The 22220-nt window shown below is 38.3% G+C and carries 24 protein-coding genes and 1 riboswitch; of the genes, 18 read left to right on the top strand and 6 right to left on the bottom strand.

What is annotated here, in order from left to right:
- Positions 1 to 7: 7 nt before the first annotated feature.
- The 4 genes from rlmM to folC all read left to right on the top strand — a co-directional run bounded on the left by rlmM (position 8) and on the right by folC (position 4296).
- Positions 8 to 1114 (top strand): 23S rRNA (cytidine(2498)-2'-O)-methyltransferase RlmM, encoded by a 1107-nt coding sequence (gene rlmM, locus E0709_RS08475; RefSeq protein ID WP_132302481.1) that lies wholly within the window; start codon positions 8 to 10, stop codon positions 1112 to 1114.
- Complete coding sequence (truA, locus tag E0709_RS08470) at positions 1111 to 1935, top strand: tRNA pseudouridine(38-40) synthase TruA (protein WP_132302482.1); 825 nt, start codon at positions 1111 to 1113, stop codon at positions 1933 to 1935. Before rlmM ends, truA begins: the two co-directional genes overlap by 4 nt.
- Positions 1936 to 2008: 73 nt before the next feature.
- Positions 2009 to 2944, top strand: a complete 936-nt coding sequence (gene accD, locus E0709_RS08465) for an acetyl-CoA carboxylase, carboxyltransferase subunit beta (protein WP_132302483.1) — start codon at positions 2009 to 2011, stop codon at positions 2942 to 2944.
- Positions 2945 to 2958: 14 nt separating this feature from the next.
- Positions 2959 to 4296, top strand: a complete 1338-nt coding sequence (gene folC, locus E0709_RS08460) for a bifunctional tetrahydrofolate synthase/dihydrofolate synthase (protein ID WP_132302484.1) — start codon at positions 2959 to 2961, stop codon at positions 4294 to 4296.
- Positions 4297 to 4366: 70 nt separating this feature from the next.
- On the opposite strand, the gene E0709_RS08455 is transcribed toward folC, so the two are convergent.
- Positions 4367 to 5008 (bottom strand): histidine phosphatase family protein, encoded by a 642-nt coding sequence (locus E0709_RS08455; protein WP_132302485.1) that lies wholly within the window; start codon positions 5006 to 5008, stop codon positions 4367 to 4369.
- Between the two features lie 48 nt (positions 5009 to 5056).
- Here E0709_RS08455 and E0709_RS08450 point away from each other — a divergent pair, with 48 nt between their 5' ends.
- The gene (locus E0709_RS08450; protein ID WP_132302486.1) at positions 5057 to 5707 is read left to right on the top strand and encodes a TIGR01621 family pseudouridine synthase; all 651 of its coding nucleotides are present in this window, start codon (positions 5057 to 5059) and stop codon (positions 5705 to 5707) included.
- An 84-nt stretch (positions 5708 to 5791) separates the two neighbouring features.
- On the opposite strand, the gene E0709_RS08445 is transcribed toward E0709_RS08450, so the two are convergent.
- Positions 5792 to 6709, bottom strand: a complete 918-nt coding sequence (locus E0709_RS08445; protein WP_132302487.1) for a gluconeogenesis factor YvcK family protein — start codon at positions 6707 to 6709, stop codon at positions 5792 to 5794.
- 192 nt (positions 6710 to 6901) lie between these two features.
- Positions 6902 to 7050: riboswitch (molybdenum cofactor riboswitch) on the top strand.
- Here E0709_RS08445 and moaA point away from each other — a divergent pair.
- The 4 genes from moaA (at position 7039) to moaE (ending at position 9428) form a co-directional block, all read left to right on the top strand.
- Positions 7039 to 8049, top strand: coding sequence for a GTP 3',8-cyclase MoaA (moaA, locus tag E0709_RS08440; protein WP_132302488.1), 1011 nt, complete (start codon positions 7039 to 7041; stop codon positions 8047 to 8049). It overlaps the preceding riboswitch by 12 nt.
- Before the next feature lie 194 nt (positions 8050 to 8243).
- Entirely contained in the window at positions 8244 to 8720 is a 477-nt protein-coding gene (moaC, locus tag E0709_RS08435; RefSeq protein ID WP_132302489.1) for a cyclic pyranopterin monophosphate synthase MoaC, read from the top strand.
- A gap of 9 nt (positions 8721 to 8729) precedes the next feature.
- Complete coding sequence (moaD, locus tag E0709_RS08430) at positions 8730 to 8975, top strand: molybdopterin synthase sulfur carrier subunit (protein ID WP_132302490.1); 246 nt, start codon at positions 8730 to 8732, stop codon at positions 8973 to 8975.
- A complete protein-coding gene (gene moaE / locus E0709_RS08425) occupies positions 8976 to 9428 on the top strand; it encodes a molybdopterin synthase catalytic subunit MoaE (protein WP_132302491.1) in 453 nt (150 codons plus the stop codon).
- A gap of 49 nt (positions 9429 to 9477) precedes the next feature.
- Here moaE and E0709_RS08420 read toward each other — a convergent pair whose 3' ends face one another.
- A complete protein-coding gene (locus tag E0709_RS08420; RefSeq protein ID WP_132302492.1) occupies positions 9478 to 9867 on the bottom strand; it encodes a cupin domain-containing protein in 390 nt (129 codons plus the stop codon).
- Between the two features lie 162 nt (positions 9868 to 10029).
- Here E0709_RS08420 and xthA point away from each other — a divergent pair, with 162 nt between their 5' ends.
- Together xthA and E0709_RS08410 are read left to right on the top strand one after the other, a co-directional pair.
- Positions 10030 to 10833, top strand: a complete 804-nt coding sequence (xthA, locus tag E0709_RS08415) for an exodeoxyribonuclease III (RefSeq protein WP_132302493.1) — start codon at positions 10030 to 10032, stop codon at positions 10831 to 10833.
- The gene (locus tag E0709_RS08410) at positions 10833 to 11627 is read left to right on the top strand and encodes a TIGR01619 family protein (RefSeq protein ID WP_132302494.1); all 795 of its coding nucleotides are present in this window, start codon (positions 10833 to 10835) and stop codon (positions 11625 to 11627) included. The genes xthA and E0709_RS08410 overlap by 1 nt, the downstream gene beginning before the upstream one ends.
- Positions 11628 to 11692: 65 nt before the next feature.
- Here the strand turns inward: E0709_RS08410 and sixA are convergent, their stop codons facing one another.
- Positions 11693 to 12151, bottom strand: a complete 459-nt coding sequence (gene sixA, locus E0709_RS08405) for a phosphohistidine phosphatase SixA (protein WP_132302495.1) — start codon at positions 12149 to 12151, stop codon at positions 11693 to 11695.
- 210 nt (positions 12152 to 12361) lie between these two features.
- Here sixA and pyk point away from each other — a divergent pair, with 210 nt between their 5' ends.
- Positions 12362 to 13801: a pyruvate kinase gene (pyk, locus tag E0709_RS08400; protein WP_132302496.1), complete on the top strand. Its 1440-nt coding sequence runs from the start codon at positions 12362 to 12364 to the stop codon at positions 13799 to 13801.
- Positions 13802 to 13906: 105 nt separating this feature from the next.
- Here pyk and E0709_RS08395 read toward each other — a convergent pair whose 3' ends face one another.
- A complete protein-coding gene (locus tag E0709_RS08395; protein WP_132302497.1) occupies positions 13907 to 14260 on the bottom strand; it encodes a DUF4870 family protein in 354 nt (117 codons plus the stop codon).
- Positions 14261 to 14582: 322 nt separating this feature from the next.
- Between E0709_RS08395 and E0709_RS08390 the strand changes: the two genes are divergently transcribed.
- Positions 14583 to 15536 carry an AEC family transporter gene (locus E0709_RS08390; RefSeq protein WP_132302498.1) on the top strand — a complete coding sequence of 318 codons (954 nt, stop codon included), beginning with the start codon at positions 14583 to 14585 and terminating at the stop codon, positions 15534 to 15536.
- A 4-nt stretch (positions 15537 to 15540) separates the two neighbouring features.
- Here E0709_RS08390 and E0709_RS08385 read toward each other — a convergent pair whose 3' ends face one another.
- On the bottom strand, positions 15541 to 16359 hold the full coding sequence (locus E0709_RS08385) for a D-hexose-6-phosphate mutarotase (RefSeq protein WP_132302499.1): 819 nt from the start codon (positions 16357 to 16359) through the stop codon (positions 15541 to 15543).
- Positions 16360 to 16427: 68 nt separating this feature from the next.
- Here E0709_RS08385 and yoaA point away from each other — a divergent pair, with 68 nt between their 5' ends.
- The 5 genes from yoaA to fadD all read left to right on the top strand — a co-directional run bounded on the left by yoaA (position 16428) and on the right by fadD (position 22220).
- Positions 16428 to 18347, top strand: a complete 1920-nt coding sequence (yoaA, locus tag E0709_RS08380; RefSeq protein ID WP_132302500.1) for a DNA repair helicase YoaA — start codon at positions 16428 to 16430, stop codon at positions 18345 to 18347.
- 235 nt (positions 18348 to 18582) lie between these two features.
- Positions 18583 to 19197, top strand: a complete 615-nt coding sequence (locus tag E0709_RS08375; RefSeq protein ID WP_132302501.1) for a glutathione S-transferase — start codon at positions 18583 to 18585, stop codon at positions 19195 to 19197.
- Positions 19198 to 19212: 15 nt separating this feature from the next.
- Complete coding sequence (gene tsaB, locus E0709_RS08370) at positions 19213 to 19926, top strand: tRNA (adenosine(37)-N6)-threonylcarbamoyltransferase complex dimerization subunit type 1 TsaB (protein ID WP_132302502.1); 714 nt, start codon at positions 19213 to 19215, stop codon at positions 19924 to 19926.
- 21 nt (positions 19927 to 19947) lie between these two features.
- On the top strand, positions 19948 to 20496 hold the full coding sequence (locus tag E0709_RS08365) for a Slp family lipoprotein (protein WP_132302503.1): 549 nt from the start codon (positions 19948 to 19950) through the stop codon (positions 20494 to 20496).
- 35 nt (positions 20497 to 20531) lie between these two features.
- Positions 20532 to 22220, top strand: coding sequence for a long-chain-fatty-acid--CoA ligase FadD (gene fadD / locus E0709_RS08360; RefSeq protein WP_132302504.1), 1689 nt, complete (start codon positions 20532 to 20534; stop codon positions 22218 to 22220).

The following is a 22220-nucleotide window of genomic DNA, read 5'->3' as shown; positions in this document are numbered from 1 at the left end:
AAATTCATTGAATAAATTAGCATTATATTGCCGTATTGGTTTCGAAAAAGAAGTGGCGGCTGAAATAACGGATAAAGCGACAGAGCGTGGCGTGTTCGGTTTTGCTCGAGTGCAAGAAAATAGTGGTTATGTGATTTTTGAATGTTATCAAGCTGGAGAGGCAGATAAATTAGCTCGTGAGATTCCATTTCAGCAATTAATTTTTGCTCGTCAAATAATCGTCATATCGGATTTATTAACAAATTTAGATCCTACTGATCGCGTTAGTCCCATTATTGAAAAATTTCACCAATTTTCACCGCAGTTTAACCTAAAACAAAGCACTGAAATTTGGGTAGAAACCGCTGATACTAATGAAGCAAAAGAATTATTAGGATTCTGTCGAAAATTTACTGTACCATTACGCCAAGCCTTGCGAAAACAGGGATGGTTGCAATGCCAAGAAATTAAAAAAAGTGGTGTTACCTTACATTGTTTATTTATAGCAAATAATGCCTGTTATATTGGTTATTCTTATAATAACAATCATTCCGCTCATTTTATGGGTATTCCACGCTTAAAATTCCCTATGGACGCACCGAGTCGTTCAACCTTAAAATTAGAAGATGCTATTTTAACCTTTATTCCTGCCGAACAAGAAGCCAAACGCCTAAATGAAAATATGATTGGTGTAGATTTAGGGGCTTGTCCAGGCGGTTGGACCTATCAACTAGTGCGACGAGGGTTGTTTGTGTATGCGGTGGATCATGGCAAGATGGCAGCCAGTTTACATGATACTGGACGAATTGAACATTGTCCTGAAGACGGGTTTAAATTTCAACCCCCAAAACGCAAAAAAATTGATTGGTTAGTTTGTGATATGGTGGAACAACCGAGCAGAATTACAGATTTAATTAGCAAATGGTTACTCAATGGTTGGTGTCGAGAAACGATTTTTAATCTTAAATTACCCATGAAAAAACGTTATCAAGAAGTGCAAAAATGTTTGCAACAATTATCTGATAGTTTGGATAGTCAGGGTATAAAATTCCGTTTACAAGCCAAACATTTATACCATGATAGAGAAGAAATTACGGTGCATATTCAATTAATAAGCCATGGAGTAACACAATGAAAATTGCCCTTGGTGTAGAATATAACGGTACACATTATTTGGGTTGGCAACGACAACAAAATCTACCGAGTATTCAGGCAGAACTGGAAAAAGCCTTGTCGGTGGTGGCTAATCAAAATATAGAAGTATTTTGTGCAGGGAGAACGGATAGCGGTGTGCATGCGACAGGGCAGGTGGTACATTTTGAAACAAATGTAGATCGCCCTGAAAAAGCGTGGGAATTTGGCACAAATGCCAATTTACCAGATGATATTGCCGTGAAATGGGCGAAGATCGTGCCTGATGATTTTCATGCTCGCTTTAGTGCTACTGCACGGCGTTATCGTTATATTTTGTATTGTAATCGATTGCGTTCTGCTATTTTACCTACTGGCGTGACGCATACCCATTTAGACTTGGATTACAATAGAATGCGTGAAGCAGGACAAGCATTATTAGGCGAACGGGATTTCACAAGTTTCCGAGCAGCTCAATGTCAATCTCATAGTCCATGGCGAAATGTACATTCGTTAATGGTATCTCGATTTGGTGATTATATTATTGTCGAAATTCAAGCTAACGCCTTTTTACATCACATGGTTCGCAATATTGTGGGGAGTTTAATGGAAGTGGGTTGTGGGCGAAAGCCTGAAAGTTGGATAGCGGAATTATTAGCTAAAAAAGACCGCACTTTAGCTGCTCCCACAGCGAAACCAGATGGGTTATATTTGGTGAATGTGCAATATCCAAGACGTTTTCAGTTGCCACAAACACCGCTAGGACCTTTGTTCTTACCAGATGAATTGCCAGCATTTATTATCGAAAGATTAAAATTATGGTAGAAATATCTACAAAACAAGTCAAATTTGTGGTTAAATACGTAGGATTTTCATTTAACAAAATTAAGGTTAAATAATGAGCTGGATTGATAAAATTTTTAGTAAATCACCGTCATCTTCGGCAAGAAAAAAAGCCAATGTGCCAGAAGGTGTATGGACAAAATGTACGTCATGTGAACAAGTATTATATCGTGATGAATTAAAACGCCATTTGGAAGTTTGTCCGAAATGTGGTCATCACATGCGGATTGATGCTCGTGAGCGCTTAGATGCGTTGTTGGATAAGGACAGTATTGTAGAAATAGCCGCTGATCTTGAACCACAAGACGTGTTAAAATTCAAAGACTTGAAAAAATATAAAGATCGTATTACAGCAGCGCAAAAAGAAACTGGCGAAAAAGATGCGTTAATCACCGTTTCTGGTACGCTGTATGGCATGCCGATTGTCGCAGCAGCATCAAACTTTAGCTTTATGGGTGGTTCCATGGGATCGGTAGTTGGGGCGAAGTTTGTACAGGCGGCGGAACAAGCTATTGAAAAAAATTGTCCGTTTGTGTGTTTTTCTGCTAGTGGTGGTGCGAGAATGCAAGAAGCCTTGTTATCTCTCATGCAAATGGCAAAAACCAGTGCGGTGTTGGCAAAAATGAAAGAAAAAGGGGTACCGTTTATCTCGGTATTAACTGATCCAACTTTAGGTGGCGTATCAGCCAGCTTTGCCATGCTTGGTGATTTAAATATTGCTGAACCGAAAGCCTTAATCGGTTTTGCCGGTCCGCGAGTCATTGAGCAAACAGTACGTGAAAAATTGCCAGAAGGTTTCCAACGTTCTGAATTTTTATTAGAACACGGAGCCATTGATATGATCGTGAAACGTGCCGAAATGCGTGAAAAATTGGCAAATGTATTAAGTCAATTAATGGGCTTGCCATCACCATTTATTGAAGCTGAATTACTTGAAAATACAGTAGAAAACGTTACCGCAGAAAGCACTATTGCAACAGAGCTTAAATAGGATATATTTGAGCGATGTTACATAACTCAAAAGCCACGCCAACGCTACAATCTAGCCTTGAGGAGTGGCTTTATTATTTAGAACACAGTCATTCTAAAGCCATCGATCTTGGACTGGAAAGAGTAAAATCGGTTGCTCAAGCATTAGATTTATTAACTCCAGCCCCTTATGTGATTACGGTGGGGGGGACCAATGGTAAAGGCACAACCTGTCGCTTGCTGGAAACTATTTTACTTAATGCTGGTTTTAAAGTTGGTGTCTATTCTTCACCGCATTTAATTTGTTACAACGAACGTGTGCGGATTCAAAATCAAGATGTGCAAGACGAAGATCATATTCGTGCTTTCCAGTTTATTAATACCCATAAAAATCAATCTTTAAGCTATTTTGAATTTAGTACGCTATCTGCCTTGCATTTATTTAAGCAAGCAAATTTAGATGTGGTCATCTTAGAAGTAGGTTTGGGTGGTCGATTAGATGCGACTAATATCGTGGATGCAGATATGGCGGTAATCACCAGTATTGATATTGATCATATTGATTACTTAGGCGATACTCGAGAAAAAATTGGGTTTGAAAAAGCAGGGATTTTTAGAGTAAACAAGCCTGTGATTATTGGTGAGCCAGATATTCCACATTCTATGATCGAGTATGCAAAATCGTTAAATTGCCAGCTTTCTTGTCGCAATCAAGATTGGCAATTTGAAATAACAGGCGAACAGTGGAAGTGGCAAAATAACAACTGTCAGCTAGGAAATTTACCGCTATGTCAAATTCCATTAGCAAATGCGGCAACGGCGTTAGCTGCCGTACAGTCTTTGCCATTTAACATTTCTGCTGAAATTCTCCGAAAATCCTTAAATGAAGTGGAATTAGTCGGGCGTTTTCAAACGGTTAAAGCAGAAAATTTAACCGCACTGATAAAGTTAACAGAAAAATCTTTACAAGATTTGCCTAGAATTATTATTGATGTTGGTCATAATCCCCATGCCGCACGTTATTTAGCGGAAAAATTAACTCAATTAAAAAGCAAAATTTCAGGAAAAATCACCGCAGTTTGTGGTATTTTACAAGATAAAGATGCGGAAAATGTGTTATCACCGTTGTTATCAATCATTGATGAGTGGCATTGTGTTACCTTGTCAGGCTACCGTGGACAAACTGGTGAACAGCTTGCGGAAAAATTATATTCAGTAGCTGAGAAACAAGCCATTAACGTCAAGGTTCAAGTGGAAAATTCGGTAGCTTTAGGGGTAGAAAGTGCGGTGAAAAATACCGATAAAAATGATGTCGTGTTGGTGTTTGGATCCTTTCATACGGTGGGGGAATTTTTACAGATTGGGGGCACTTAGTCTATACACTCAGCCAATAGATGAATAATAATGTGGTGAACAATTTTAATATTTTTCACCACATTTTATTTTATTCTAAATGATTTACATCATTTACTTTTTCTACCATAAATTGTCCTAGTTGATTGCCTTGTTGAACATAACGAACCACACTAATTGAGGTATTAGCAAGCGTTTCGCTTTGTCCATTCTCACGATGGTTTTGCCAAGTTGCACCGTTTAATAACGCAATGAGTAAGCGTAAAGTATGACCGTGCGAAACCACTAAAATATTGCCTTGTTGGTGGATTTTAATCATATCTTGTATCGCTTTCATTGCTCGCTCGGCAAGTTGTTGCCACGTTTCGCCATTGTTACAGATTGCTTTATAGTTGGCAGGGTCATTGAGCATTTGTTGAAATTCTTCATGCTGGCGAATATCATCTACTACAAGCCCTTCCCAACTACCAAAATGATGTTCATTTAAGCCATTATGTTGGAACAGTGGAATATCTCGTTTGCCTAGAATGTATTGAGCCGTATCAATGGTTCGTTGTAAACAGCTTGAATAGGCAACAATAAAGGGAATATCTTGTAGCGCTTGACCGGTTTTGATGGCACCTTGTACACCTTGTTCGGTGAGATTAGAATTACCTGATCCTTGCATTAATCCTTGTTCATTCCAAATGGTTCGACCATGACGAATAAAATAAAAGCGAATATCTTTATTCATTGTATGTTTTCCTTTAAGATGGGGCAAATTTATTATTGCAATATAACTATGTTTGAAATTATATATCAACATCAGGATTTTATCATCATCAATAAACCTTGTGGGTTAAGTGTGCATAAAGATGATCAGGAAATCGGATTAACCCAAATGATAGCGAATCAACTTGGTATCAAACAGGTTTGGTTAGTTCATCGTTTGGATAAAGTCACTTCTGGGTTGTTGATTTTGGCATTAAATCAACCTGCTGCGATTATCTTATCTGGATTATTTGCCAAACATAAAATAAGCAAAACATATATAGCCTTGTCATCGCATAAACCGAAAAAGAAACAAGGATTAGTCGTGGGGGATATGGAAAAAGCACGACGTGGCGCATGGAAATTGAGTCCATCTAAACAAAATCCTGCGATAACATGTTTTTATTCCGTGAGTTGTGAGCCTAATTTACGTTTATTTGTGTTAACACCACAAACCGGCAAAACACATCAGTTACGAGTGGCGATGAAAAGTTTAGGTAGCCCTATTTTAGGAGATGAGCTTTATGGTGATAAAACGGAAAATATTGACCGTACTTATTTGCATGCCTACGGTTTAGATTTTGTTTACCAGAATCAGTCGATTAATGTGAAATATCTGCCGAACTGCGGTGAATTTTTTCAACGACATTCTGTATTAGATCAACTGAAATTAATTAAATAAATGTTTGTAAAAATAGTTGAAAAAATATCAAATAGCCTATGATTTATTGGGGACGTTATTTCCAAATGAGTCACTAATATATCTTTAAGCTAATTCTGCGATCATGTCATTAATAGCAGAACAAAGCCGATCACGATCGTGGCGATAGGTAACATCATCTGCGTTTAACTTTCTGACTAATAATTTAACATCTAATGGTTTTTGATCTTTAAGTTGTATAGATGTGATGGCGCCATTTACAATATTTTTGCCAACTGTTTTATTTATCCAATCAATGCGATCGGCTAAAGATAAGCGTGCAGATGGGCTGTGTTCGATACCGAGATTATCAATAAAAATAATCTTAGCGAAACTGGCTTTTAAAGCTTGCGCGATTTCAGGTAATAATAATGTTGGCATAATGCTGGTGAGAAAGCTACCGGGCCCCAGTAAAATCACATCTGCTTGCAAAATAGCATTAACAGCTTCAGGAGATGCCTGAACCATCGGAGATAAAAATAGCGAAGAGGGTAACTGTTGTAAATTATCAACAGCGACTTCACCCCAAATTTTTTCACCAGATGGCAAAACTGCCCCTAAATGTACTGGAGCATCTGACATGGGGAGTAAAAAAGATTTTACTCGCAAAAAGTTACGAATTAAATTGATAGCATCCGTGGGACGGATGTGCATATCTTCTAAGGCTTTTAAAATCAGATTACCTAAATTATGTCCGGCTAACTCACCTGAGCCACTAAAGCGATATTCAAAAACAGCAGATGCGGTAGTGGGATTGGCAATAATTTGGGTTAAACAGTTGCGTAAATCTCCCCATGCAATACCACCATGATCCTGTCGTATTCGACCCGTTGAGCCACCGTTATCTGTGGTGGCAACAATGCCAGTGAGCTGTTCTTTCAGAAAATTTAATGATGACATGACTCGCCCTAAACCATGACCGCCACCGATGGCAACGAGATGTTTAACTTGTATTAGGTGATCGTGGTTTAACATTGTTATCATTGTTTTCCCTTTAATTAAAAGTACACTACTAATTTAGCATTTTTGCGTACTTTTAGAAAGGTTATTTTATTTTTACGTTATATAAAATTATCTATAATTGAATAAAAATAATTAACTTATTTTTCTACCTAAAAGGTGTTAATCATCTGCTTTTGGGTTGTACTTTGGGGTTATCTCTTTTAAAATAAAAGCAATTTCATATACCGAGCTTGTGTACCTAAGTCTCTCAATGAGTTGATAGGGTAGCAATGCCAGTGATGGTTAGTTTTATCATCACTCGGGGATACGCTGGAAACGGTTTGTCCTATTCTTTTTTATAAAGGTATCTTATGCAATCTATTCCTATCCGAAATTTGTCGGCGCGGCTTGTTGATCCGTTCCAGCGAGAATACTACTATTTACGAATGTCGATTACCGATGTTTGTAACTTTCGTTGTAACTATTGTTTGCCTAATGGTTATCAACCCAATCCTGAACGTGATAAATTTCTTCACCTAGATGAAATTCGTCGTGTGATACAGGCGTTTGCTGCTATGGGAACAGAGAAAGTTCGAATTACCGGCGGTGAGCCAACCTTACGCAAAGATTTTATTGAGATAGTGGAAAATATTGCGAATATTGAGAATATTCACACCTTGGCATTGACCACTAATGGTTATCGTATGGCGAAAGACGTAGAGGTGTGGCGAAAAGCGGGAATTACATCTATTAATGTGAGCGTGGATAGTCTTGACCCTCGTCAGTTTTATCGTATTACAGGGGAAGATAAATTTGATGATGTAATGCGTGGTATTGATCGTGCTTTTGAAGTAGGTTATCAGAAAATCAAAATTAATTCAGTGTTGATGAAAGACTTTAATGATCGGGAGTTTGAGCAGTTTTTGGCTTGGATAAAGCATCGTCCGATTCAAATGCGATTTATTGAATTAATGCAAACGGGAGAAATGGATTATTTTTTCCAAAAACATCATATTTCTGGGCAAATTTTGATGGATAAATTATTGCGACAAGGTTGGCAATTACAACCGAAAGGACGGACTGATGGACCAGCAAAAGTGTTTTCGCACCCTGATTATCAAGGTGAAATTGGGCTAATCATGCCGTACGAGAAGAATTTTTGTGTCAGCTGTAACCGCTTGCGAGTTTCCGCTAAAGGCAAATTGCATTTATGTTTATTTGGCGAAGAAGGCGTTGATTTGCGAGAATTGTTACAATCAGATAACCAGCAATTACTTTTACAAGCAAGGCTTTTCGGTGCGTTACAGGGTAAACGAGAACATCATTTGTTACATCAAGGCGATAGCGGTGTAAGAGCAAATTTAGCTAGTATTGGTGGGTAAAGAATAGTCAATATTTGTTTTTTTGTGTTGATTATATTTAATTTAGGAGATGATTGTAGGGGCGTATTGCATACGCCATCATCTCGAATTTGCAAATTTGCCCTAAAATTGGGGCAAGCATTAAAAGGGCGTATGCAATACGCCCCTACAATATTAATATAAAATTCGAACATAGCCAAAAAAGAGATAACAGAATGACAGAATTTAGCCATATTAATCAAAATGGTGAAGCCAATATGGTGGATGTGTCGGCTAAACAAGATACAGTGCGAGAAGCTCGAGCAGAAGTGTTTGTGACAATGTCACCAGAAACCTTAGCAATGATTGTTAAGGGTAATCATCATAAAGGGGATGTATTTGCCACCGCCAGAATTGCAGGGATTCAAGCGGCGAAACGGACGTGGGAACTGATTCCGTTATGCCATCCGTTGTTATTATCTAAAGTAGAAGTGAATTTAACCGCACTTTCAGACAGTAACCAAGTTCGCATTGAAAGCCTGTGTAAATTAACTGGCAAAACGGGAGTCGAAATGGAAGCCTTAACGGCAGCAAGCGTGGCAGCATTGACTATTTATGATATGTGTAAGGCGGTACAAAAAGATATGGTGATTTCAGGCTTGCGTTTGTTAGAAAAGTGCGGTGGAAAATCAGGACATTTTAAAGTGGAATAATAGGTAAATATGTTAAAAGTGTTATTTTTTGCTCAAACTCGAGAATTAATTGGTATTGAGCAATTAGAATTGAAAGCAGAATTTGATACAGCAGAAAGCCTACGTCAGCACTTGGTTAAACAGGGCGATAAATGGGCGTTAGCATTGCAAAAAGGTAAGTTATTGGTGGCGATCAATCAGACCTTGTTACCATTAGAAAGTACAATAAAATCAGGTGATGAAATTGCTTTTTTTCCACCTGTAACAGGGGGTTAAATGTCGGATATTTTTATCGCAGTGCAAACACAACCTTTTGATCAAAATGCGGTTTATCGTTGGTTATCGGAGCAAAATTCCGTGGGAGCAACCACCATTTTTGTGGGCAAAGTGCGTGAAATGAATTTAGGCGATAAAGTATCTAGCCTATATTTAGAACATTATCCAGCAATGACCGAAAAAGCCTTGCAAGAAATTGTGATCGAAGCTAAACAGCGTTGGAATTTACAGAGAGTGGCGATAATTCATCGAGTTGGCTTGTTGCATACTGGTGATGAAATTGTCTTAGTTGGGGTGAGTACCGCTCATCGTGGTGATGCGTATTCGGCTAATGAATTTATTATGGATTATTTAAAAACCAAAGCACCGTTTTGGAAAAAAGAACAAACCGAGCAAGGTGAGCGTTGGATTGAAGAACGAAATAGTGATCATATTGCTGCAGAAAAATGGTAAATAAAAAATCTGTACTTTTTTAAATACAGATTTTTATACATTCTCATTATTATTCTTTGATTAAGCTAATTAATACTTCGGTTTCTTCAGGGAAGTCAGCGTTGATAAAATGTTTACCGTTGAAATAAAGGATTTCACCAGCATTAATTGGATGAGTTTCTTTATCATCTAACACAATATTAGCTTTGCCTTTTAACACGGTAAAGAAAAGTTCATAGCCGTCGTGGTTATGTCTTTTCATTTTATCACCAGCCTTAAAGAATCCATGTACGACAGTGCCAGATTGATTTACAAATACTCTGCCTTTTTCGGTTAACACTTTACCAGCTTGTGTACCCGTCTCTATTTTAACTGTTGTAGGGCTAGATTCTTGTGCTATTGCTTGATGAGCAAGAGCGAAAGTTGTTATTGCAAGAAGTGATAATACTTTTTTCATCATTAAGCTCCGTATAATATAAAAATAACGACTGCAATCATAGCAAATAATAATGATTATCAAAAGCAAATTATCAGTAAAATAGCGCGTTTATTTTATTTATCCAGTTCCACCCACTTTATAAAGGCTGTATAATAAACCATTCATTTTTATTTAGAGCGTTTTATGAAAATTATATCCTTTAATATCAACGGATTACGTGCTAGACCCCATCAGTTAAATGCAATTATAGAGAAACATCAGCCTGATATTTTGGGGTTGCAAGAAATTAAAGTGGCAGATGAGCAATTTCCCTACGAATTAGTAGAACATTTGGGTTATCACGTTTTTCATCATGGACAAAAAGGGCATTATGGTGTGGCGTTATTGTGTAAACAGCAACCCGTTGCAGTACGTAAAGGCTTTCCAACCGATAATGAAGATGCACAAAAACGGATTATTATGGCGGATTTTGATACGCCATTTGGGCTATTAACGGTGATCAATGGTTATTTTCCACAAGGGGAATCTCGAAATCATGAAATTAAATTCCCTGCCAAGCAGAAATTCTATGAGGATTTACAACATTATGTAGAAAACCAACATAATAAGTCAAATCCTATTGTCATCATGGGAGATATGAATATCAGCCCAACGGATTTGGATATTGGTATTGGAGAAGAAAATCGTAAACGTTGGCTACGCACAGGAAAATGTTCATTTTTACCTGAAGAAAGAGAATGGTATCAACGCCTATATAATTATGGCTTAGAAGATACTTTCCGTAAATTAAATCCAACAGTCAATGATCAATTTTCGTGGTTTGATTATCGTTCTAAGGGTTTTGATGATAATCGTGGCTTGCGGATTGACCATATTTTGGTAAATCAGGCATTAGCAGAGAAATGTGTGGATGTGGGGATTGATGGGGACATTCGAGCAATGGAAAAACCTTCTGATCACGCACCCATTTGGGCGGAATTTAAATAATGTCAGACGTGAATTTTCAGCAAGAAATTGATGACCAAAATTGGCAAAATTACCGTACTTGGTTTAATGATCAAGTAGCAATAGTGTCGGTTAATATGTCTTTAATAGCCACATTGACGGAGTTTCGTCAGAGTAATATTGCTCAAATTATTCGTCGCTATGAACGTGATGAAAATGGTTTGCCGGCAGAAGCATCTTATCACGCGATGTTTAGCCAATTACTACATACCATTACACAACTTTGTGCGTTGCCTGATGTTGTTTATGCGGGGCATATTTTGTCGAATGGTAAGTCGCAACAATTTTTTTATTTTAATGATGAAATCAATTTATTAGAAACATTAGGACAATTATCTTATGATGAATTAGTGATTCAGCAGGATCCAAATTGGGACACCTATTTTGAGTTTTTATTACCGTCACCTTTAGAGCATAAAATGACAGTGACAGAAGAAATTTTAGATACGTTAACTGAAAATGGCGTGAATTTGTCTGAACCACAACGAATAGAGCATAATTTTCAATTCGATGATAAGGACGATATTGAACGTTTTATTGAGAAATGTAATTTATCTAAAATTCAGTTCGACAGGATTAAATATACCGAACATAAAGTGAAATTGGATAATCAAAATAAAGTCTATTTATTGAAAGTAGAGCAAGAATTGGCGTTAAACTCGCAAGAAATTTTTACTCAAGTTGAGCAGTTTGAATTGCTGGCGGATGAAGTTTCAGCTCGTTATTTAGGCTGGGAATATGATCATTCTGCACAACAAGGTACTTATTTGAATTAATCTAAGCATAGCCATTTATGCTTAGTTTTTCAGAAAGTTGTAAAAAATACCGCGCTTTTTATCCATTATGGATTTTTTGTTTGAATTAATTTCCCCATTTCAGCATCCCAGTCAATTTCAGCAATAGTTGCGGGTAAAAAAGAGACATTATTTTTGCCACATAATTCGGCTACAATTTCACCCACCAAAGGTAAATGGGAAACAATTAAAACTTGTTTAATATCTTCATCAAATAAAGTAGAGAGATAATCTACAACAACTTCTGCTTTACCATAAGGAGTAATGGCATCCCAAGTTTCAGCTCGTTCGGTAAGTTGTTCAGAAAAAATATTATTAATATATTCAAAGGTTTGTTTAGCCCTAATATAAGGGCTAACGAGTACTTTATTGAAATAACCAGCCGTTTCCTTAAGCCAAATGCCTTGGCTGGCTGAACTTTTTTCACCAAATTCAGTAAGTGTACGATCTTTATCGGATTTGGCAAACATTTCTGCTTCACCATGACGCATAATAAAAATTTTCATCAGATTTCCCTTATACAATAATTTAACAAAATATAATCGTAAATTTATGTACATGTCAATGGGAAATTTTTCTTTCACACATCTCGCTTTTAAAGCGTTTTCAGCGTATAATGCACGCCAGTTTTATCGTGGTAACTAGATAGCTGTCAATGTTATAGCGATGTAAATATATTATCATTTCAAATAATAAAATTAGTGACGGAGAAAGCAATGTCTAGAAAGCTAAGAAGAACAAAAATCGTATGTACAATGGGGCCATCTACTGATAAAGGTAATAATTTAGAAAAAATTATTGAAGCGGGTGCGAATGTTGTACGTATGAATTTTTCTCATGGTACGCCAGAAGATCATATTGAACGTGCAAATAAAGTACGCGAAATTGCTAAAAGATTAGGCAAAAATGTGGCAATCTTAGGAGACTTACAAGGACCTAAAATTCGTGTATCTACCTTTAAAGACGGTAAAATTTTCTTAAATGTGGGTGATAAATTTGTTTTAGATGCTGAATTGCCGAAAGGTGAAGGTAATCAAAATGCCGTTGGTTTAGATTATAAAACATTACCACAAGATGTGGTACCCGGCGATATTTTATTATTAGATGATGGTCGAGTTCAATTGAAAGTATTAGCGACCGAAGGTGCGAAGGTATTTACTGAAGTAACGGTTGGTGGTCCATTATCAAATAATAAAGGAATTAACAAATTAGGCGGTGGTTTATCTGCAGATGCATTAACTGAAAAAGATAAAGCGGATATTATCACGGCGGCTCGTATTGGTGTCGATTATTTAGCCGTATCTTTCCCACGTTCAAGTGCAGATTTAAATTATGCTCGTCAATTAGCTAAAGAAGCAGGTTTAGAGGCGAAAATCGTCGCCAAAGTAGAACGTGCTGAAACTGTCGTTGATGATGCTGCGATGGATGATATTATCTTAGCTTCTGATGTGATTATGGTGGCGCGTGGCGATTTGGGGGTAGAAATCGGTGATCCGGAATTAGTTGGCGTACAGAAAAAATTAATTCGTCGTTCACGCCGTTTAAATCGTGTAGTGATTACTGCAACCCAAATGATGGAATCCATGATTAGCAACCCAATGCCAACTCGGGCAGAAGTAATGGATGTGGCAAATGCCGTATTAGATGGTACAGATGCAGTAATGCTTTCGGCTGAAACTGCTGCTGGTCAATATCCAGCTGAAACTGTTTCAACGATGGCAAAAGTCTGTTTGGGTGCGGAAAAAATGCCAAGTATTAACGTTTCTCGTCATCGTATGGATGTTCAATTTGATACTATTGGTGAATCTGTGGCATTCTCTGCAATGTATGCAGCAAACCACATGAAAGGTGTGGCAGCCATCATTGCAATGACAAGTACTGGTTATACTGCAAAATTGATGTCACGCATTAGTTCTGGATTACCTATTTTTGCCTTATCACGCCATCAATCTACATTGAATCTTTGTGCATTATATCGTGGGGTAACGCCTGTTTTCTGTGATGGTGAATCACGTACTGCAGAAAGTACTAAACAAGCTGTACAGTTATTAAAAGATAAAGGCTTCTTGGTTTCAGGCGATCTTGTCTTATTAACCCATGGTGATCCATTAGGTAATGGTGATACAAATACTTGTCGTACATTAATCGTGGAATAATAGATAGGAATCTATATTGAGCAAACGGTGGTCTATTCCACCGTTTTTTTATGGTTAACAACAAAACATCTTACTTCACTTCATAAAATAGAGTTTTTTAAATGATTATTTAAACCAACCTGTTGGTGTAATAGTGGCATTTTCTTTTAAACGTAATGCACCAACCACTACACGGAAAATGTACCAAATAGACACAGCAAAAATAATTAATGCCCCAATGCCAATAATAGTAAGTATTCCACCAAGCACAAAACCTAATAAGGTTCCCCAGAAAGTTCGGATTAAGAAACGATAGTGATCTTGGTAGGCACCAAAAACTTCCTCTTTTTTAATATAAGCGAGAATGACACCCGCAATGGCAGGCAATCCCCCAAACAGAATGCCTGCACCAAATAGGGCGTAAGCAATCCATAAAGTAGATCGTTGGTCATCACCATTTGGTATTATATTTTGATTCATAAAAACTCCCATAATAATAAAAAAAACTGAACAATACCGAAATCTCAACTAACAAAAAACAATTCGCAACAAACAAAAAGGTATGATGATTAACGGTAACTATTTCCTAGATGAATTAACAATAAACTAGGCTAGATTTAACACCCGGGCAATAGCAACATCTCATTTAATTTCAATGGATGTTACACCATTTAAATCATGAGTTTCATCATTTTTCCTTATAAAATAGCTATCCATTGGTAAAATATAAAGTCTTTTGTTATAGTAGAAAATGGTGTTTATTTATCAAATTTCAAGCCTAGCGTTAATCTCATGGTGATGTATGGAACAATTTATTTCATCTTTTTTATTTTCGTTAAATGTCACGCTACCGATTATTCTCTTGCTGTTGTTGGGGATGTGGTTACGTCGTTCACAAGTGATCGATGAACGTTTTTGCGATCAAGCGACCAAAGTGATTTTTAATATTACTTTGCCATTAATGCTATTTTTTAGTGTTTATGGTAAAGAAATTGACTATTTTTCACAAATAAAATTACTTTTAGTGGGAATTGGTGGTACTGTCTTACTGTTTTTAATCGGTGAGTGTTTAGCGAGCCGATTTGTCGCAGAAAAACGAGAGCGAAGTAATCTAGTACAATCCTTTTATCGAGGCAATAATGGTATTTTAGGGTTAGCATTTTGCGTGAATGCTTATGGTCAACAAGCGCTGACGCCAGCGTCTATTTATTCTGCCGCATTAATTTTTGTGTATAATATTTTAGCCGTGATTACTTTAACGCGTGCTTTATCCAATGAAAAAATCACGATTTGGCAAATGATAAAACAAGTGGCGAAAAATCCATTAATTATTGCTATTGTATTGGGTTTCTTGGCAAATGTAATACATTTTCAGTTACCAAAACCTTTTGCTACAACAGGGCATTATTTAGCGGATATAACGTTGCCTTTTGCGTTAATTTGTGCCGGAGCCAGCATTAATCTTCGTAGCTTAATGAACACATCAAAAGTGGCGACATGGGGAAGTTTAGGTCGTCTCTTGGTGTCGCCTTTATTAATGTTATTTTTGGCTCAACTGGTGGGATTAAGTGGCATCAATATGGGGATTGTATTGTTAATGGCAATTACACCGTTGGCATCTGCCGCTTATACCATGACTAAAGCGATGGGGGGAAATGGCACCACGGTAGCAAATATTATTGGTATTACTACCGTTGGTTCATTGTTGGTTTCTTCTCTGATATTAATGTGGTTAAAGCATGGTGGTTTTATCTAATTATTTAAACTGCGGTGTTTTTTATTTGAATTTTTACGCCGACAGATTCTTGCTTTAACGGTTGTTTAATCCGTGCGCTTTCCACACAAACCATGGTTTTATATCCGATGTCTGACATACTGCTAGTGGGTTTATGCCATGGATTCCACACCACGATGTCGGATGCGTTAATGTGTTCAACGATAATAGTGCGTTGGTTTATTTGATCTTCAATGAACGTAGCACCGTTTTCTGCGGTATAAATACAATCTATATTTTCCCCGATAGTGCGTGGCGATGGCACATTTTCTTGTTGTTGGGTAAGGGAATTAAAGGTCGTGGTGGGTAAATTATGTAATTGTATCTGTTCAATATCACCTACATTAAAATAACTATGTAAAGCTAGTTGAGCGTTTTCTTGCTGATAATTGGTAAAGATTAATTCGCATTGTGCCGTAAATATCATGTTGATTTGCGCAATTGGCGTTTTATCCGTGGCAAATAAAGAAAAGGTTAATGTTACTTTATTCGGTTGAATATCATAATCGGTTACATCCCATAAGCTGATGCGAGCAAAACCATGTGCTGGCGTACCGTTATTACCAAACCATGGGAAACAAATCGGTACACCACCACGAATTGCCGAACCTCGTTTAAAGGGTTCCATTTCACTTAACCAAAATACATCTTGTTGACAATGTGCTGGTTTCCAACTGAATAAATGTGCACCTTGTAAAGCGATTTTTGCTGTTCCTATTGGGTGATCGAGTTCTAACACAGCAATTTCATTATATTGATAAAGGGATAATTCATTACAAATTGGTTTGATTAAAGTGGATTTCATAAATTTTCCTTTTGGTGGAATTGAGATGCTACAATATACCGCAAAATTAATCATAAAATAAATAAACAATGTCCGAAATAATCAACATTTTCTCTGAAACCGGTGCGTTAAGTCAGCAGATTAATGGTTTTCGTCCCAGACGAGAACAATTAGACATGGCAACTGCGGTGGAAAAAACAATTAAAAATCGCACCGCACTTGTGGTGGAGGCTGGCACTGGCACGGGCAAAACCTTTGCTTATCTCGCCCCTGCATTATTGGTAAAAAAGAAAACCATTATTTCCACGGGCTCAAAAAATCTGCAAGATCAGCTGTTTAAACGGGATTTACCTGCCATTCAACAAGCCTTAAATTACACGGGCAAAATCGCCTTGCTCAAAGGGCGAGCCAACTATCTTTGTTTGGAACGCTTGGAGCAGGTGAAATATATGGGCTTGGTGGGGGATAAATCCATTTTGGTGGATTTAAGCAAAGTGCAAAAATGGCAACTTGCCACCAAAACGGGGGATTTGTCGGAATGTTCCACCCTTGCCGAAGACAGCCCGATTTTGCCGCAATTAGTCAGCACCACCGACAGCTGTTTAGGCACAGATTGCCCTCATTATGCCGATTGTTATGTGGCATTGGCTCGCAAAAAAGCCTTGGCAGCGGATTTAGTGGTGGTCAATCATCATTTATTTTGTGCGGATATGGCAGTGAAAGAAAGCGGTTTTGCGGAACTCATTCCTGATGCGGAAGTGATTATTTTTGACGAAGCCCATCAACTGCCCGACATCGCCAGCCACTATTTTGGGCAATCGCTGACTTCTCGCCAACTGTTTGATCTTTGTAAGGATTTACAAATTGTTTACCGCACCGAAGTGAAAGATATGCAGCAGCTTGGGGTAGCAAGTGATCATCTGCAAAAAATGGTGCAGGATTTTCGCTTGTTGCTGGGAGAAGGCAATCAACGGGGCAATTGGCGGGATTTATTGCGACAAACTGCGGTGCAAAAAGGCTTAGAAATTTTGCAGGAAAAACTGGACTTCACTGCGGAGGTGGTGAAACTGGCTTTAGGGCGTTCGCAAACCTTGGACAGCATTTATGATCGTTTGAATGCGGTGAAAAAACAGCTCACAAGACTCGCGGACACCAGCATTACGGGCTATTGTTATTGGTATGAAACCTTTAACCGCCAATTTGGCTTGCATATTACGCCATTGACGGTGGCCGATAAATTCGGCGAACAAATGGCGAATCAAAAAGCAGCGTGGATTTTCACCTCTGCTACCCTTGAAGTGGGCGGCAGTTTCCAGCATTTTTGCCATCGTTTAGGCATTCAGAACGCCGATCAAAAAGTGTTACAAAGCCCCTTTAATTACCCCGAACAAGCCTTGCTTTGCGTACCTCGTTTTCTGCCAAGTAGCAACCAAAAACACACCTTACCACAGCTAGCAGAAATGCTATTGCCCGTAATTGAAGCCAATCAAGGGCGTTGTTTTATGCTTTGCACCTCTTATTTTATGATGAAAGGCTTGGCGGAATATTTCCGTGCCAACAGTTCGCTTTCCATTTTGTTGCAAGGGGAAATATCGAAAGCCAAGTTGTTGGAGCAATTTATTAAAGAAGATCACAGCGTATTGGTGGCGACTTCCAGCTTTTGGGAAGGGGTGGATGTGCGTGGTGATGCTTTGTCTTTGGTGATTATTGACAAACTGCCTTTTACCTCGCCTGATGAACCTTTGCTCAAAGCTCGCATTGAAGATTGTAAGTTACAGGGTGGCGAACCTTTTAATGATTTGCAAATTCCCGAAGCGGTGATTGCCTTAAAACAAGGGGTGGGGCGATTAATTCGTGATGTCACCGACCGTGGTGCAGTGATTATTTGTGACAGCCGATTGGTCAATCGTCCTTACGGCGAAACTTTTTTGAAGAGTTTACCCAATGCGAAACGAACGAGAGATTTGGGCAAAGTGGTGGATTTTTTGCAGAAAATCAAGGCGGAATAATATGTTCCACCTTTTGGACGCTAATTTTGCCTATTTTGACGCATAATGAGCAAAAGCACCCCATGCACATACAAAAATAAGGAATACCACCAATCCAAATGTCCAACCCATTTTATCACTCCTTTGTCATTTTTCGGAATTTTCGACCATACTCTCAGCAGTGTCAACACTTCTTTGATTTACTTTGTTAAAATATGCTATATTGCATTCAAATTCAGACAAAAAGGAGTTCTCTATGAAACTTTGGTATTCCACCACTAGCCCTTTTGTGCGTAAAGTGCTCGTCACGATGAAACATCATCAGCTTGAAGATAACATTGCGCTGTTGCCCGTTAGTTCTTCTTTTGATCCCCACTCGCCACATAATCAGGATAATCCCCTTGGGCGTGTACCCGCATTGCAACGCAATTGTGGGCGTTGGTTGTTTGGTAGTCTGTTGATTGCAGAATATTTAGATAATAAAGGCAAAAATGCAACACTGTTTCCGAAAGAGGGCAAGGCACGTTGGAATGTGTTGGCGTTGCATAATTTGGCGGATGGGATTATGGAAAATACCTTGCCAATGATTGCGGAAATTTTATTGCGTCCCAAAGCGGAATGGTGGACAGAACGACATCAGCAATTAGTAGAGCGTAATCTGCGAAGTTTTGCCATGTTGGAACAGAACTTGGCAGAATTTGCTACGGAACTGAATATTGGCACCATTTGTGCGGTGGGCGTGATTGATTGGTGGCATTTGCGTGAGCAAAAATTAGGCGTGGATTTTGGTAAAAATTTTCCAAATCTAGTAAAATGGTCAGATCAGATGAATGCAAAATACCCTGTGCTGGCAGAAACTGCACCACAATAATAAACATGGAACACTATGACAAAGCTAACTTTACTTGCTATTGACACTTCAACGGAGGCCTGTTCTGTAGCATTACTGCATCAGGGCGAAATTACTCATTTAGATGAGGTGGCACAACGTACCCATACTAAACGAATTCTACCTATGATTGATCAGATTTTAGGGCAATCGGGCTTACGGCTTAACCAATTGGATGCGTTGGTATTTGGACGTGGTCCGGGCAGTTTTACGGGGGTGAGAGTAGGGGCAAGTGTGGCTCAAGGGTTAGCTTTTGGTGTGGATTTGCCAGTGATTGCGGTGTCTAATTTGACTGCCATGGCTCAAGCGGCGTACCAACAACATCAAGCAGAACAGGTACTTTGCGCGATTGATGCTCGTATGAATGAAGTGTATTTTTCAGCCTTAAAAGCGGAAAAAGTGCGGTTGGAAATTGGCGAGTTTTTGCAATGGCAAGAAATAATTACCGAACAAGTGTGTTCACCACAAAGATTGCTTGAGCAGGCTAATACATTAAGCGGAAATTGGTTAACTGTTGGTACAGGATGGCAAGCCTATTTATCGTTAAATAATGTGGCTAAAAACAGTGAAATTACTTTGCCATCGGCAAAATATATGCTTTCTGTTGCCGTGCCAATGTGGTTTGCCAAGCAGACTATTGCTGCCACAGAAATTGAACCCGTGTATTTGCGTAATGAAGTGACGTGGAAAAAATTACCCGGTAGAGAATAACTATCAAAATAAGGTGTTGCTATGAAAAAAATATTGTTTTTTATCACCGCACTTTTATTAGTCGGTTGCGTTAATCCACCGCAAGGCTTGGAAAAAGACGAATTCACTATCCAGAATTTAAAGGATATTGAGCAAGATCATTATGCTTGTCAATGTAAAGATGTCCGTTTGGGCGGCAAAGTATTGTCCGTTACGGCTCAAAATGAGCAAACTAAGATAGAAGTGTTGAGTTTGCAAGTCTCGTCATTTTCTGCAAAACCAGTATTGGATAGTTCGACAAATGGTCGTTTTATTGCTTATTTGAAAGGGTTTGTGGATCCGGAAAGTTTGAAAGATCAATATATTACGGTAAAAGGCAAGTTGACAGGGAAAGAAATGGGTAAAGTTGATCAAGCAGACTATCAATATCCAGTGGTAAGTGTGCAAGCCTTTAAGCAGTGGCGGTTAGAGAAAGAATACTACTATGAATATGATGATTGGGATGATTATCCTTTTGGTTTTGGACCACGTTGGAGATTTATGGGACGATTCTGGTTGGCTCAACCGAAAGTGCGTTATGTGTTGCGTTAATATTATGAAAGAATAAAAGAAGAATAAGGATTTATATGAAAAAGTTATGGATTGAGAATTACCCTAAAGGGCTGGAAAAAGAAGTTAATATTAATAAATATGCTAATTTATTGGATATGTTTGATAGTGCAGTACAAAAACATCCTGATCGTCCAGCTTATATTAATATGGGCAAAGCATTGACTTTTCGTAAATTGGAAGAACGTAGTCGGGCTTTTGCAGCTTATTTACAAAATGAATTAAAACTTAAGCGTGGTGATCGTGTTGCATTAATGATGCCGAATTTATTGCAATATCCGATAGCCTTATTTGGTGTGTTGCGTGCTGGTTTAATTGTAGTAAATGTCAATCCGCTTTATACGCCACGAGAATTAGAATATCAGTTACAAGATAGTGGGGCAGTGGCTATTGTAGTGGTGTCGAATTTTGCCTCAACCTTAGAAAAGGTCGTATTTAACACCGCAGTTAAGCATGTTATTTTAACGCGAATGGGAGATCAGCTTTCTTTTGGTAAACGTACGCTGGTTAATTTTATAGTGAAATACGTTAAAAAATTAGTCCCCAAATATAAATTACCAAACGCAGTAACCTTTCGTGAAGTGTTAAGTATTGGCAAGATGCGTCAATATGTTCGCCCTGAATTAGAACCAACAGATTTAGCCTTTTTGCAATATACTGGTGGCACGACAGGGGTGGCAAAAGGTGCGATGTTGTCGCATGGCAATATGGTGGCGAATGTGATGCAAGCTCGTTGGATTGCCGAACCTTTTGTGGGAGATAATCATCGTGAGCGTAAGGCGATTTTACCATTGCCGTTGTATCATGTATTTGCACTTTGTGCGAACTGTTTGTTATTTATTGAGTTAGGCATAACAGGGATATTAATCACCAATCCACGTGATATTGATGGCTTTATTAAAGAATTAAGAAAACACCATTTTGTGGCGTTAACTGGGGTAAATACCTTGTTTAATGCGTTGTTGAATAATGAGAATTTTAAAGAAGTTGATTTCTCAGGGTTAAAATTAACAGTCGGTGGTGGTATGCCAGTTCAGCAAGCTATTGCAACCCGTTGGCACGAATTAACCGATTGTAATATCATTGAGGGGTATGGATTAACCGAATGTTCACCTTTGGTGGCAGCATCTACGATAGATTGTTTAGTGCATGACGGTAGTATTGGTTTGCCGGTCCCAAATACAGAGATTAAAATTCTGAAAGAAGACGGCAGTGAAGCAAGTTTAGGCGAAGCTGGCGAACTTTGGGTCAAAGGGGCTCAGGTGATGCAAGGCTATTGGCAACGCCCAGAAGCCACTAGCGAAGTACTGAAAGATGGCTGGTTAGCCACAGGTGACATTGTCACAATGAATAAAAAAGGTATTCTACGTATTGTGGATCGTAAAAAAGATATGATTTTGGTGTCAGGTTTTAATGTATATCCAAATGAAATTGAAGATGTTGTGATGTTAAATTATAAAGTGGCTGAAGTGGTAGCGATAGGTGTTCCACATGAAGTATCTGGCGAAACCATTAAAATTTTTGTGGTGAAAAAAGATGATAGCTTAACCCGTGATGAGCTACGTCAACATTGTCGCCAATATTTAACTGGCTATAAAATTCCGAAACAAATTGAATTCCGTGACGAATTGCCGAAAAGCAATATTGGTAAAATTTTACGCCGTGTGTTGCGTGATGAAGAATTGGCGAAACGTTTGAATAATTAA

Origin of the sequence: Lonepinella koalarum (genome assembly GCF_004565475.1) — a bacterium.
GTDB lineage: Bacteria > Pseudomonadota > Gammaproteobacteria > Enterobacterales > Pasteurellaceae > Lonepinella > Lonepinella koalarum.
This window is presented reverse-complemented; position numbering and strand designations above follow the sequence as displayed.

Coding starts and splice junctions, on each gene's coding strand:
- pyk (WP_132302496.1), top strand. CDS start 12,362: ATGTCTAGAAAGCTAAGAAGAACAAAAATCGTATGTACAATGGGGCCA.
- xthA (WP_132302493.1), top strand. CDS start 10,030: ATGAAAATTATATCCTTTAATATCAACGGATTACGTGCTAGACCCCAT.
- E0709_RS08455 (WP_132302485.1), bottom strand. CDS start 5,008: ATGAATAAAGATATTCGCTTTTATTTTATTCGTCATGGTCGAACCATT.
- truA (WP_132302482.1), top strand. CDS start 1,111: ATGAAAATTGCCCTTGGTGTAGAATATAACGGTACACATTATTTGGGT.
- E0709_RS08375 (WP_132302501.1), top strand. CDS start 18,583: ATGAAACTTTGGTATTCCACCACTAGCCCTTTTGTGCGTAAAGTGCTC.
- E0709_RS08420 (WP_132302492.1), bottom strand. CDS start 9,867: ATGATGAAAAAAGTATTATCACTTCTTGCAATAACAACTTTCGCTCTT.
- E0709_RS08385 (WP_132302499.1), bottom strand. CDS start 16,359: ATGAAATCCACTTTAATCAAACCAATTTGTAATGAATTATCCCTTTAT.
- moaE (WP_132302491.1), top strand. CDS start 8,976: ATGTCGGATATTTTTATCGCAGTGCAAACACAACCTTTTGATCAAAAT.
- fadD (WP_132302504.1), top strand. CDS start 20,532: ATGAAAAAGTTATGGATTGAGAATTACCCTAAAGGGCTGGAAAAAGAA.
- moaA (WP_132302488.1), top strand. CDS start 7,039: ATGCAATCTATTCCTATCCGAAATTTGTCGGCGCGGCTTGTTGATCCG.
- E0709_RS08450 (WP_132302486.1), top strand. CDS start 5,057: ATGTTTGAAATTATATATCAACATCAGGATTTTATCATCATCAATAAA.
- moaD (WP_132302490.1), top strand. CDS start 8,730: ATGTTAAAAGTGTTATTTTTTGCTCAAACTCGAGAATTAATTGGTATT.
- sixA (WP_132302495.1), bottom strand. CDS start 12,151: ATGAAAATTTTTATTATGCGTCATGGTGAAGCAGAAATGTTTGCCAAA.
- E0709_RS08390 (WP_132302498.1), top strand. CDS start 14,583: ATGGAACAATTTATTTCATCTTTTTTATTTTCGTTAAATGTCACGCTA.
- accD (WP_132302483.1), top strand. CDS start 2,009: ATGAGCTGGATTGATAAAATTTTTAGTAAATCACCGTCATCTTCGGCA.
- E0709_RS08365 (WP_132302503.1), top strand. CDS start 19,948: ATGAAAAAAATATTGTTTTTTATCACCGCACTTTTATTAGTCGGTTGC.
- tsaB (WP_132302502.1), top strand. CDS start 19,213: ATGACAAAGCTAACTTTACTTGCTATTGACACTTCAACGGAGGCCTGT.
- E0709_RS08445 (WP_132302487.1), bottom strand. CDS start 6,709: ATGATAACAATGTTAAACCACGATCACCTAATACAAGTTAAACATCTC.
- E0709_RS08410 (WP_132302494.1), top strand. CDS start 10,833: ATGTCAGACGTGAATTTTCAGCAAGAAATTGATGACCAAAATTGGCAA.
- moaC (WP_132302489.1), top strand. CDS start 8,244: ATGACAGAATTTAGCCATATTAATCAAAATGGTGAAGCCAATATGGTG.
- folC (WP_132302484.1), top strand. CDS start 2,959: ATGTTACATAACTCAAAAGCCACGCCAACGCTACAATCTAGCCTTGAG.
- yoaA (WP_132302500.1), top strand. CDS start 16,428: ATGTCCGAAATAATCAACATTTTCTCTGAAACCGGTGCGTTAAGTCAG.
- E0709_RS08395 (WP_132302497.1), bottom strand. CDS start 14,260: ATGAATCAAAATATAATACCAAATGGTGATGACCAACGATCTACTTTA.